The 13,020-nt window shown below is 30.7% G+C and carries 11 protein-coding genes and 1 tRNA gene; 4 read left to right on the top strand and 8 right to left on the bottom strand.

Annotation, left to right across the window (positions count from 1 at the left end; genetic code table 11):
* Window positions 1-101: 101 nt before the first annotated feature.
* The 8 genes from ACXIHB_RS08475 to ACXIHB_RS08440 all read right to left on the bottom strand — a co-directional run bounded on the left by ACXIHB_RS08475 (window position 102) and on the right by ACXIHB_RS08440 (window position 6,170).
* A complete protein-coding gene (locus ACXIHB_RS08475; protein ID WP_462098055.1) occupies window positions 102-836 on the bottom strand; it encodes an AAA family ATPase in 735 nt (244 codons plus the stop codon).
* A 111-nt stretch (window positions 837-947) separates the two neighbouring features.
* Complete coding sequence (locus tag ACXIHB_RS08470; protein ID WP_462098054.1) at window positions 948-1,295, bottom strand: hypothetical protein; 348 nt, start codon at window positions 1,293-1,295, stop codon at window positions 948-950.
* Between the two features lie 131 nt (window positions 1,296-1,426).
* Window positions 1,427-2,278, bottom strand: coding sequence for a hypothetical protein (locus ACXIHB_RS08465; RefSeq protein WP_462098053.1), 852 nt, complete (start codon window positions 2,276-2,278; stop codon window positions 1,427-1,429).
* On the bottom strand, window positions 2,275-2,676 hold the full coding sequence (locus ACXIHB_RS08460) for a hypothetical protein (protein ID WP_462098052.1): 402 nt from the start codon (window positions 2,674-2,676) through the stop codon (window positions 2,275-2,277). Before ACXIHB_RS08460 ends, ACXIHB_RS08465 begins: the two co-directional genes overlap by 4 nt.
* A 282-nt stretch (window positions 2,677-2,958) precedes the next feature.
* Window positions 2,959-3,351, bottom strand: a complete 393-nt coding sequence (locus ACXIHB_RS08455) for a lipocalin-like domain-containing protein (protein ID WP_462098051.1) — start codon at window positions 3,349-3,351, stop codon at window positions 2,959-2,961.
* A 324-nt stretch (window positions 3,352-3,675) separates the two neighbouring features.
* A complete protein-coding gene (locus tag ACXIHB_RS08450; protein ID WP_462098050.1) occupies window positions 3,676-4,866 on the bottom strand; it encodes a site-specific integrase in 1,191 nt (396 codons plus the stop codon).
* 205 nt (window positions 4,867-5,071) lie between these two features.
* Window positions 5,072-5,145: transfer RNA gene (locus ACXIHB_RS08445), tRNA-Ile, on the bottom strand.
* 53 nt (window positions 5,146-5,198) lie between these two features.
* The gene (locus ACXIHB_RS08440; protein ID WP_437823354.1) at window positions 5,199-6,170 is read right to left on the bottom strand and encodes a polyprenyl synthetase family protein; all 972 of its coding nucleotides are present in this window, start codon (window positions 6,168-6,170) and stop codon (window positions 5,199-5,201) included.
* A gap of 126 nt (window positions 6,171-6,296) precedes the next feature.
* On the opposite strand from ACXIHB_RS08440, the gene ACXIHB_RS08435 reads away from it, so the two are divergent.
* The 4 genes from ACXIHB_RS08435 to ACXIHB_RS08420 are packed head-to-tail and all read left to right on the top strand — an operon-like array spanning window position 6,297 to window position 13,009.
* The gene (locus tag ACXIHB_RS08435) at window positions 6,297-6,905 is read left to right on the top strand and encodes a TetR/AcrR family transcriptional regulator (RefSeq protein WP_047789959.1); all 609 of its coding nucleotides are present in this window, start codon (window positions 6,297-6,299) and stop codon (window positions 6,903-6,905) included.
* A gap of 5 nt (window positions 6,906-6,910) precedes the next feature.
* Window positions 6,911-8,323, top strand: coding sequence for a TolC family protein (locus tag ACXIHB_RS08430; RefSeq protein WP_462098049.1), 1,413 nt, complete (start codon window positions 6,911-6,913; stop codon window positions 8,321-8,323).
* 11 nt (window positions 8,324-8,334) lie between these two features.
* Window positions 8,335-9,519: an efflux RND transporter periplasmic adaptor subunit gene (locus ACXIHB_RS08425; RefSeq protein ID WP_173358877.1), complete on the top strand. Its 1,185-nt coding sequence runs from the start codon at window positions 8,335-8,337 to the stop codon at window positions 9,517-9,519.
* Window positions 9,520-9,541: 22 nt separating this feature from the next.
* Window positions 9,542-13,009 carry an efflux RND transporter permease subunit gene (locus ACXIHB_RS08420; protein WP_167712967.1) on the top strand — a complete coding sequence of 1,156 codons (3,468 nt, stop codon included), beginning with the start codon at window positions 9,542-9,544 and terminating at the stop codon, window positions 13,007-13,009.
* Window positions 13,010-13,020 lie beyond the last annotated feature (11 nt).

Below are 13,020 nucleotides of genomic sequence, written 5' to 3'. Positions count from 1 at the left end.
TGGGAATCTTGACGATTTAGCTATATTATATGTTGTCGTAACTACTTTAAATACGCTGTAATCTTGAAATAATGGTGCTTTTAGATTAGTTCGCATTTACTTTACTTAACTACTTCATTATTTTGTACTAGCTGGCTCTGAACAGTTATATCCTTTCCTTGTTGACACCATTCTTTTAACCTTCTTCCTACTCCTTTTGTAATCACAAATTCATGTTGTTTAAATAGCCCTGTTCTGTCTTTACTAGTTCTAACCATGTGATTTGAAATGTTTGTAAATTCAAAGTTTACAGTCAATTCATATTCCCATCCAGATCTTGTGATTTCTTTAGTTCCGTGTTTTACTACTTTAGTTCTACCATTTGGGTCTTTTTCTAGTGAATAATCTACTTTTCTTCGTGTGGTTGTTATTACATGACAATTTGAGTGTAGAATTGTATTGATAAACCTATTGTGTCGTGGTGTTACTTTGCCCCAATCTTGAAATCTACTTCCTAATTCTCGGTGGATTTGTAGACAACCACCTATACCATTCCATTCTTGGGAGATACCATCTATAATAATGACGTCAATATTTTTAGTTGCTTCGCATAATTGTATGGCTTCAACATATCTTTCTGGACTATATGGGGCTTCTAAGTTTACGACGTTAAAATCTCCTAGATGTGCATATAAACTTGCTGAATTGTTTTCTGTATCAATGACAGCTATTTTATTCCAATCTTCTGTGATTCCGTAGGCTAGTAATAAGGCTGAATGTGTCTTGCCAACTCCACTAACTCCAGACAATCCGATACGTAGTTTTACTTGGTTTCTTTGTGTTTTTTTTAATTCCATAATGTTTTTAATTATGTGGTATCATTTTAAATGATTAGTTGTTCTAATTTTAAAGACAAAAAAAGAGCTTCATTTTACTGAAACCCTTTATTTATCTATGTGGTAAAGTGCTTAATACACTTCTTCCTGTTGTTGTACTACATTGTTTCTAACAATGCTTTCTTCTTTACTTATATACTGATAACTGTGTTGTAATGTAATAGTTTCTCCTGTTGATGGTACTGTATATTCATACGGTGTGACTTCAACTTTTTGTATACTTCCTTCTAAATCTGTTCCTAGTAAGCTTTTGCATACTGTTTCATTAAATGTACAGGGAACATTAGCTTTTCTAGCGGTGAAATAGGTTTTACCAGTTTCTCTGCTTGTAACTGTTTCTAATCCTCCTTGTACAATTAGTACGTTAAATTCTGAACCATCTGTTCTTTCACATGTCTTGTAATCAATAATTTTTACCATAGTATTTTAAATTTAAAAATTAAACATTAATACGGGGGTACAAAGCCCCAGAGGTAAAAGGGGGCAGGTTGATATTAGATTACTCCATGTACACTATGATAAAAGTGTCTTGAAAAATTTTAAAAAAAATTTTATTGATGCATAATACTTCCGTCTTTAAAGGTTATTTTGGTTGGTATAAAAGTCAAGTTTAATTTTTTAATATTTTGTTTTAGAATAGACTTTATGTAGCTAGAAACTTCTATTTCTAATTCGTTTGTATCTGTTCTATATTCATTTATAACTCTTGTATCCCAATTTTCTAATTCGGATTTTAAATCATTTTGATAAGGCAATATTTTTGAATCTATATTAGCTCTAAAAATATTTTCCATTTCGTTATTATTAATAAAAATAGTTCCTTTAAAAGACTTAATGTCTTTTGAAGAAATATTTAAGAAGTTGATATTAAATCTTATTTTATTTTTATTGCCAATAAAATAAATCGGTGATTTTAAATTATACTCAAACTTAATTATACTGTTGATATTTTTGTCGTATTCTAATCTGGTTAATCTTAAGTTTTCTATTCTGTCATAATGTTGTTCGGAAATAAACTTTAAACTTTCAATTTTAATATTTTCATAAAAAAGGGTGTCTAATACAAAGTCAGTAAAACCAGATTTGTTTTTAATTTTTTTCCTTTTTAAATAACTAGGGGCATAATAAGATTCATCAAAATCTTTCAAATACGAAAATGTTGATTTTTTACTCAATCTCTGTTTTAATTTTTTAAAACTTTCAAGATTGGATAAATATTTATTAGTTCTTTTCAATGAATACTCATTGAAGTAAAACTTTAATTTTAGTTTAGTTGAATCTTTTAACTTGTCGTTGTTTGCATTCAAATATTCAAATTTAAAAGTCTCTTTCGTTTGACTATTACAACTGGTAATAGAATAAAACATAATTAGAATTAATATTCTTTTTAAAAGAAATGTCATTTTTTAATTGTTTTTTGTAATCCAAAGAAAACTTGACTAGAGTTTATATCTGAAGTCATTATATTTAAGTTGTTTTCTTTTCTATAAAATGTAATTGTAGAAGTTGAATTATTTTCTAAATGCTCGTTAATACACTTTTCTTTTACATATAAATTAGGTAAACTTTTTAGAGGTTTCTTGCATTTATATATAAGAGGTTTTTCTGGTAGTCTTATATCTTGAATCACTATATAAGTATCAGTAATTAAAAGATTAAACTCTGCCTTTTCTTTATAATTCTTTGTGTTGTCTAATTCGTTTTTAAAACTAGTTAAGTAACTTTTATATTCTCCATTGAAATTTTGAGAAGCTACAATATTGGAGAAAAGTAAAAGTAACAACAGTAGTGTTTTTTCCATAATTAAATATATTCTATAGTAGGTGTTATATTAGTGGATTTACACTTTAAGCAAAATATCGGTTCAGTTTTAGATATTGAATCGGTATGATTACAAATAGCTTCTTTTGTCTCTGAAATTACTCCGCATTCTTGACATTGATGTGGGTCTTTTACATTCAGTTTTACATGCACTGTAAATTCTTCTGTTTTATAATGACAACCTTTACATTTAATAGTACAAACACCCATTAAATTCTTGAAATAAAGCAGATTTGTTGTGTTTGATTTCATGAGGTTTAAGCTAGTTTTTTGTAAAATTCAACACTCTTGTTTTGGTTGGGCTTTTCTCTTTCCAAATCAGTTTATTAGTGTTTAATTCTGCTGTTATTTCTGTGTCAGAATTAGCGTTAGAGATTGTTATTTTATATAAGGTTTCAGTTTCTTTTGAGTAGCTACCTGTAACATTGTTTTGATCACAGTTATTTCCGTTTGGTTCATATGCAATACCTGATAATGTATTGTTTGATTTAAAATTTATTGCAGAGTTTTTCATACAATCTGGAAGAGTAGTTAAATCTGAATGACTAATTAATTTCCAAGTTCCTAAAATTGTTGTAGCATCTACTGTTTCATCATCAGATGAACATGATAATAAAGTAAATAGAGTTAATGATAAGATTAAAATATTTTTCATAATTAATAATATTTGTTTCTGTGGAGAAGCTAACAGAATTGTTAGTAAAAAAGAAAGGTGTGCTCTCCTACTTATTCAGCTAATCAGAGGCTCCGCCAAGAACCTAAACCACACTAAACAGCACAGAGATAACACACCCGAATTGAGTGTGTATCTACTTATTGTACTGCCCCTGTGATTTCTAAAGAAATTTGGCGGATTCCTGATTAAGGAGCTTGTTATAAGTAAACACCTATATTTATATTTTCAATTGTAAAAATAACACTTAATTTTAAAAGCTAAAGCTATAAATGTTTTGGTTGATAATTATGAGGTTTTCCGTATCTAGAGCTTCTTTTTAAGAAGTTTCATTTCGTTGCTAATACTTTTCTTTATGACCTTAGCATAATATTCTTGTGTTATACTGACTTTAGAGTGTCCTAATAATTCTGAAACAATTTCCATAGGTACTCCATTATATAGTAAGACTGTTGTAGCAAAAGTTTTTCTAGCAATATGATGAGTAAGATGTTTGTTAATACCAACTATATCTGCTATCTCCTTTAAATAGGAGTTAAATTTATGGTTTGATATATTAGGGAACTTGTAATTGTACTTCTTCAAAATCTTATTTGCAATAGGTAATAATGGAATTGAAATTTTAGTTTTAGTCTTTTTCCTTTTCATTTCAATCCAGTCATTCTTATCATAACCTTTTATAATATGATTTGAGTTTAGATTTGACATTTCTTCAAATGCTAATCCTGTATAACAACAAAACAGAAATAAATCTTTTACCTGCTGTAGTTTTGGTTGTTTGAATTTGTGTTTTTCTAGTTTCTTTAACTCATCGGTAGTTAAGAATATAATTTCTGTTTTAATTCTTTTGCATTTGTATAAAAGGAAAGGGTCACTTTGTAAATACTTTTCAGCTAATCCGATTTTAATAATCTTTCTAAATCTCTGAATGGCTTTACAAGTTGTTGATTGGGCTAATTTCTTTTCTGTTTTTAAGTAAAATTCATATTCAGTAATAAAGTTATAGGTTAAATCTTTAAATAAGTAATCACTTTTTTTGTATTTGTGTAGTATAAAGTCTTTTAATAGGTTTTTAGATTGTTTAAACTTCCATATGGTTGGTAATACATAGTCTTTACCTATAAGCTTTTCTGCACGCTTATTATGGATTTCAAATACTTCTAAAATAGTTTTCTCTTGTTTTGTGTCTTCTCCCTTATATTTTAAATAAATATCATCTACATCAAAATCTGTTTTATTAACCTGTAAAAACAAAAAAGCCTGATTTACTTTTTGAGTAATCAGACTTAGTTGTGTATTGATAAAGTTGTTTTCTTCATTAGGAGGATGAGCTTTTTGCTTTTTACTTACCCAATGATTTGGATTTATGAATAACCCTGTGGCAAAAGGTTTTCTTTTCTTTTTATAGTTTATTCTACATAGAATAGGGGCTAAGCCTTTTTTATTTATTCTGCTACGTGCAATCATAAATAGTATTTTATAATTATTTGTTGTCATTAGTTAATTCTTTGGTTTTTAAGTAAATAATATGCAACCCAAAACTTTAGAGTTGCAACCCAAATTGCAACCCATTTTATAGATTGTATATGGTTTTTAACTTTTGTAAATGAGTTGAAATGAATGTGTTTTTGTGTAAATGCTTGATTTTAAAGCAAAAAAAAGAGCCCAAATACTATTTTTAGTACTTGGACTCATTAGAAGGTGGTCCCACATGGGCTCGAACCATGGACCCCCTGATTATGAGTCAGGTGCTCTAACCAACTGAGCTATAGGACCTGTTAAATTTGGATTGCAAAAATAAAACTTTTTTTAAATAAACACCTATTTTTTTACACTTTTCTGCTCATTAAATTTTTTCCAAAAGTACGTAACCCTTCTTTATGTTGATCAGAAATGTTAAGGTAATTTAAGCTTTCGAAAGACTTATCTGTGTAGTACTCAATAAGTTTGTGTGTTTCTTCTGGGATGTTGTTTTTCCTAAAAATAGATGAAACAATAGCTACTTTTTCAGTGTTATTTTTTTGCTTTCTATTGTAAAGATCTAGTAAATTTTCTTTGTCAGAACTATTTGCAACTTCTAAAGCTTTTAAATAAAGATATGTTTTCTTATTTTCGATAATATCTCCTCCTACTTGTTTTCCAAAAGAATCTGGATCACCAAAGGTGTCTAAATAATCGTCTTGTAGTTGAAAAGCGATTCCTAAATTTAAACCGTAATTGTATAAATGTTGAGCTTGTTCTTCGTCAGCTTTAGCAACAATAGCGCCCATTTTTAAAGCAGCAGCAACTAAAACAGATGTTTTTAATGTAATCATTTCAATGTACTCATTAATGGTTACATCATTTCTAGTTTCAAAGTCAACGTCTAATTGCTGACCGTCACAAACCTCTAAAGCAGTTTTGCTAAATAATTGTGCAAGTTTTTGAAAAACTTCAGGCTCATAATTTTCAAAATATTGGTATGCCAAAATAAGCATAGCATCACCAGATAAAATACCTGTATTTATATTCCATTTTTCGTGTACAGTTTCCTTTCCCCTTCTTAAAGGAGCATCATCCATTATGTCATCATGTACTAAAGTGAAGTTATGAAAAACTTCAACAGCAAATGCAGCAGGTAGAGCTTTTTGATAGTTATTAGAAAAAATATCAGCAGCAATTAAAGTTAAGACTGGGCGAATTCTTTTTCCTCCTAATCTCAAGATGTAATCTATTGGTTGATAAAGATTTTTAGGCTCTTTTGTAAACTTCTGAGATTCTAAAAAAGTTATAAAGTCTGATTGATATGATAATATGTCCAAATCTGAAAATTTTTGTAAAAATAAGGTAAAGATAAATTTTAACTATAACCTACATGTTAAAAAAGTTTAAAACCTTGGAAACTTTTTTTGTTTCTGAAGTTTCCTGTTGTACATTTGCATCCGATTATGAGAAATAAAATAATTAATAAAGCAGGAGAAATGTTTTTAACCTTAGGGTTTAAAAGCACAACGATGGATGATATAGCGAAAGAACTTGGCATGTCTAAAAAAACATTATACAAGTACTTTTCAAATAAAACAGCTTTGGTAGATGCTAGCACAGAATCGGTTCATAATACAATAAGTGAAACGATTGAGATGGTCAAAAGCCAAAATTACAATGCTGTAGAAGAGGAGTTTGCTGTGAAGGCAATTTTTAAAGAAATGTTTAAAAATGCAAAAACTTCCCCTATGTACCAACTAAAAAAATACTATCCAGAAACCTATACAAAACTAATAGAACGAGAAGTTTGTATGTTTAGAGATTGTAACGTAGATAATTTAAAAAAGGGAGTTGAACAAGGTTTGTACCGAACAAACATAAAAGGAGACCTTTTAGTAAATTTTTACTTTACATTAGTTTTTGGTGTGTTTGAAAGTGAATTGTATAGCAACGATATGCAAGAGGTTATGGAAATTGAATATGAAATTTTAGAATATCATATTAGAGCGATAGCGACTCCAAAAGGAGTAAAAGAATTAGAGAAACAATTAAAAAACATAAACAAAAACTAAAAATAATGAGGAAATACATATATAGTGTATTTGTGTTCTTTTTTACAGGGTATATAATTGCTCAAGAAAAAGAAATGAGTTTATCAATGCAAGAGGCAATTGATTATGCTATAAAGAACAGTTACGATAATAAAGTATCTTTAAACGATATTGAAGCAGCTAAGAAGAAAAAATGGGAAACTACTACTATTGGTTTACCACAAATAAACGGGAAAGTAGAATATCAAAATTGGCTAAAACAACAGGTGTCTTTATTACCAGTAGCAGCTTTTGATAATACTCAAAGCACAATAGATGTGGTAGAGGAATATTTTGATGGAGTAATTAGAAACGGAAAACAAGTTGTAATTCCAACAGGATTCGTTCCTTTAAGGTTTGGAACAAAACAAACAATGAATGCTTCAGTAACGTTAACACAGCTGTTATTTGACGGGTCATATTTAGTAGGGCTGCAATCAGCAAAAACATACTTGAAAATTTCAGAACAAGCAAAGGTAAAAACAGAGTTAGCAACACGCGAAGCTGTTATTAATGCTTATGGAAATGTATTAGTTACAGAAAAGTCAATTGAAATCTTAGAAAATAACAAAAAGATATTAGAGAAAAACTTGAATGAAACCCAGAAAACCTATGACAATGGGTTAACAGAATTAGAAAACGTAGAGCAATTACAAATTACTTTAGGTAATGTTGAGAGTAATTTAAGAAACACTGAACGATTAAAAGAAATAGCATACCAAATGCTGAATGTTTCTTTAGGAAACTCGATTGAAACAAAATTAACACTAACTTCTTCCTTAGATAATCTGGTTATTGATAATACCGATTTAAGTTTATTAGCTACTCAATTTAATATTGATAATCATATAGATTTTAAAATTGCTCAAAATGATAGAGAAAGTAAGCGTTTGCTAATGAAGTTGGAGCAGAGTAAAGCTTTACCAAGCTTATCAGCGTTTATAAACTATGGAGCTAATGCCAATTCAGACGATTTTAATTTCTTAGATAGCAATCAAAAGTGGTTTGACTATTCGTTATTTGGAGTAACCTTAAATGTACCTATTTTTAGTAGTTTGGGAAGAAGTTCAAGAACAGCGCAAGCAAAAATAGCATTGGAAAATGCAGACATTCGATTAGAAGAAGCAAAGCAAAAGTTAAACTTACAAGTACAAAGAGCTAAAAGCGAGTATCAATTAGGAATTGAAAATTACGAAACAGCGAAGAAAAACTTAGCATTAGCTGAACGAATAGAAAAAAAGCAACAAGTAAAGTTTTTTGAAGGGATTTCTTCAAGCTTCGATTTACTACAAGCACAAAATCAGTTATACACACAACAGAACAATTATGTACAATCAATGTTGAACGTAATTGCTAAGAAAGCACAATTAGAAAACGCATTAAACATACCACTAAAATAAAATCAACTATAATGAGAAAAATATATTCACTATTCGCAATTACATTGCTTTTAGCCTCATGTGGAGGTAAAAAAGAGCAATCTGTACAAGACGTAATAGCATCTAACGATTTAGCTAAAATTAGAGAGAAAAAAGCGTCGTTAGATACACAAATGCAAACACTATCTGATGAAATTAAGGTTTTAAATGATAAAATTTCAGAGTTAGACACGAATAAAAAAGTTCCATTAATTACAGTTCTTTCAGCAAAAGAAGAGGTTTTTGATCATTATTTAGAATTGCAAGGAGCTGTACAAACAAAACAAAATGTGTTAATTTATCCAGAAATGCCTGGACTTCTAGTACGTATTTATGTGAAAGAAGGACAGTATGTTAAAAAAGGACAAGCTTTAGCAAAAATTGACGATGGAGGTTTGGCTAATCAATTAGCGCAAATTGAAGCACAAGCAGCATTAGCAGAAACAACATATAAACGCCAAAAACGTTTGTGGGATCAAAAAATAGGATCTGAAATTCAGTTTTTACAGGCAAAAACTAATTATGAAGCACAAACCAATGCGGTTAGTCAATTAAGAAGACAATTAGCAAAATCGGTAATTACTGCACCTTTTTCAGGAGTAATTGATGATGTAATTAAAGAGCAAGGAACTGTAGTTGCTCCAGGAATGGGGTCAGAAGTTTTTAGAATTGTAAACTTAAAAAACATGTATATCGAAACAGATGTACCTGAAAGTTATATTACTTCTATTAAAAAAGGAAAAAATGTAGAAGTAGAGTTCCCAGTATTAGGAGAAAAGTTAACATCTAAAATTCGTCAAGCAGGTAACTTTATCAATCCAGCAAATAGAACATTCAAGGTAGAAGTAGGTGTGCCTAACCATGAGGGTAAGATTAAGCCTAACTTAACAGCAAAGTTAAAAATCAACGATTACTCTAATGAGAAAGCAATTTTAATTCCTCAAAGTATTATTTCAGAAAATGCTAATGGAGAACAGTATGTGTATGTGGTAGAAGATATCAAAGATGAGGTCGGAACAGCTAAGCAAACAATTATAACTACAGGGAAAACGCAAGGAGATATTATTGAAGTTTTAAGCGGAATTGAAAGCGGAACGAAAATTATTGAAGAGGGAGCTCGTAGTGTAAAAAACGGACAAGAGGTTAAGGTATTAACTCTTTCAGAAGAAGCAAAATAAGACACCAAAAATTATTCGTCTAATGACTGATAAAAAACAAAAAAAGCAAGTAGATAAAGAGTTTGGTTTATCTTCTTGGGCAATAAATAATAAAACAACTATCTATGTAATGATGGTTATGATACTTATAACAGGTATTTCTGCCTTTTTAAGTATGCCAAGAGAAAATTTCCCAGAAATTAGAGAAACCAAAATTTATATAAGTTCTCTCTATCCAGGAAATACAGCAGAAGACATTGAGAAGTTGATAACTGATCCGTTAGAAGATAGACTTAAAACGGTAAGTAATGTAGTAGAAATTACATCTACATCGCAAGAAGATTACTCAATGGTAATTGTTGAGTTTGATGAAAACATATCAGTAGATCAAGCTAAACAAAAGGTAAAAGATGAAATAGATCAAGAAACTTCAGGTGAAGATTGGCCTACATTTAACGGAGCTAAAGTAGAGCCAAATGTTTTTGAGCTAAGTATCTCTGAAGAAATGCCAATTTTAAACATTAATATCTCGGGAGATTATCCAGTAGATAAATTAAAAGAATTTGGTGAGTATTTAGAAGATGAAATTGAAGATTTACAAGAGATTAAAAAAGTAGATATCCGTGGTGCAGAAGAAAAAGAAGTTGAGGTAGCTGTTGATATTTACAAAATGATGGCAGCACAAGTAAGTTTCCAAGATGTTATCAATTCGATAAATGGAGGTAACTTAACAATGTCGGCCGGTAATTTAATTGCTAGTGGACAGCGACGTACTGTTAGAATTTTAGGAGAGATTGAAGATCCACAAGAATTACAAGACTTTGTCGTAAAATCAGAAAAAGGAAACTCAATTTACCTTAAAGACATAGCAAAGGTTTCTTTTAAAGATAAAGATAAAACTACCTATGCACGTGAGTTTGGAGAAGCAGTAGTGATGCTGGATGTTAAAAAACGTTCAGGAAAAAACATGGTGGAGGCTGCTGAGAAAATTCAAAGAATAGTAGAAGATACCAAAGCCAATGTATTTCCGAGTAATTTAAAAGTAACCATCGCTAACGATCAATCTTCAAAAACTATTGGTCAGGTAGATGATTTGGTAAATAATATCATCTTTGGTGTTATCCTAGTAGTTTTAGTACTGATGTTCTTCTTAGGGTTCAAAAATGCCCTATTTGTTGGATTTGCAATACCAATGTCAATGTTTATGTCATTAATGATATTGAGTTGGCTAGGATATACCATGAATACCATGATTCTTTTTGGATTAATTATGGGACTTGGAATGTTGGTAGATAACGGAATTGTTGTTGTTGAAAACGTATACCGTTTAATGGATGAAGGAATGCCTAGAATTGAAGCTGCCAAAAAGGGAATTGGAGAAATCGCATTTCCAATTATTATCTCAACCTTAACTACAGTGGCAGCCTTTGTTCCATTAGGAATGTGGCCAGGAACCATGGGGCAGTTTATGATTTATTTCCCTGTAACATTATCTGTAGTATTAGGTTCGTCATTGTTTGTGGCAATATTTTTTAATTCAGTGTTAGTATCACAATTTATGAGTGTTGAAGATAAAAATATGCCATTAAGACGTATCATAATCTTGTCATCAGTAATGGCAGTGATAGGGCTATTGATAGCACTTTTAGGAGGAACGTATAGGGCGTTAGGAACGGTAATGATATTTACAGCCATTATGTTGTGGGTGTATCGATTAGCTCTACGCCCTTGGGCAAATCGTTTTCAAAATACTGTATTACCGCGTTGGGAACGTTTTTATGAAAAAATGTTAAGAGGAGCTCTAAGAGGTTGGAGGCCTTACATTATTTCGTTAGGTACGTTAGTTTTATTATTTATTGCTTTTGGAGGTTTTGGAGCTTCAATAGGAAGTCAACGTACTAAAGTTGAGTTTTTCCCTGATAATACACCAAACCAGATTATTGTGTATATCGAGTACCCTCAAGGAACTGACATTGAAAAGACAAATCTGATTATGAAAGATTTGGAAGAGCGTGTATATAAAGTTTTAAACTCACCAGAATATGTTGATAATGGTTATAATTTCTTAGTAGAAAGTGCTGTTTCTCAGGTAGGAGCGGGATCGGGAAATCCACAAACTGATGGAGGTTCAACCGCAGAAATGCCTCATAGAGGAAAAATTACAGCTTCTATGCGTGAATATAAATTCCGTAGAGGAGCCGATAGTAAAGAATTACAAAGAAAAGTAACCGAAGCACTAAGAGGAATTTACCCTGGATTAGAAATTTCTGTAGAAAAAGAAGCAGTAGGTCCACCAGCAGGATATCCAATTAATATCGAATTGGAAGGAGAAGATTACGCAGAATTAATCAACACTGCTGAAAAAATGCGAGACTTTATCAACTCAAAAAGTATTGCAGGTATTGATGAGTTAAAGATTGATGTAAACAAATCTAAACCATCAATGTTAGTAAACGTTGATCGTAAAAAGGCAGGAGAATTAGGGGTAAGTTCATCGCAAGTAGGAAACCAATTGCGTAATGCTATTTTTGGTTCTAAAGCGGGAATTTATAAAGAAGATGGTGATGATTTTGATATCTACGTTCGTTTTAATAAAGAAAACAGGTATAATAAAAGTGCAATTTTTAACCAAAAAATTACTTTTAGAGACATGTCTTCAGGGATGATTAAAGAAATTCCTGTATCAGCAGTAGCAGAACAAACAAATACTTCTGGGTTTAGCGCTATTAAACATAAAGATGTAAAAAGAGTAGTAACGGTATATTCAGCTTTAGCTCCAGGATATACAGATGCAGCTGCAATTGTATCAAAAATTCAAAATGAAATGAAGACGTTTACTGAACAACCAGATTCAGTAAAAGTAGATTATACTGGGCAAATTGAAGAACAAAACAAGCAAATGGCGTTCTTAATGAAAGCATTTTTTGGAGGGTTAGGATTAATTTTCTTGATTTTAATTTTCCAGTTTAACTCAGTTTCTAAGCCAGCAATCATCATGCTAGCAATCTTCTTAAGTTTAATAGGTGTATTTGGAGGATTAATTATTACGGCAAAACCATTCGTAATTATGATGACCATGATGGGAATTATATCTTTAGCGGGTATTGTTGTAAACAACGGGGTAGTACTGCTCGACTATACCCAGTTACTGATAGATAGAAAGAAAGTAGAGCATGGTTTATCTTCTGATGAATTTGTAGACGTAGATACTTTAGGTGAAGCTGTTATTAGAGGAGGTAAAGCACGTTTACGCCCAGTATTATTAACAGCAATAACAACTATTTTAGGATTAATTCCATTAGCAACAGGGTTGAATATTAACTTCTTTACCTTAGCTAGTGAGTTAAATCCGCACATATATGTTGGAGGAGATAATGTGATTTTCTGGGGTCCATTAGCGTGGACAGTTATTTATGGATTATTCATAGCAACCTTCTTAACATTAATTGTAGTACCGATATTATTCTACTTAATCACTAAGTTTAAAATGTGGTTACGTAGCGTTTTATAATTGATTTTTTG

Source organism: Tenacibaculum sp. IMCC1, assembly GCF_054906355.1.
The sequence above is the reverse complement of the archived record's forward strand: the minus strand, read 5'-3'. Positions and strand labels throughout refer to the sequence as shown.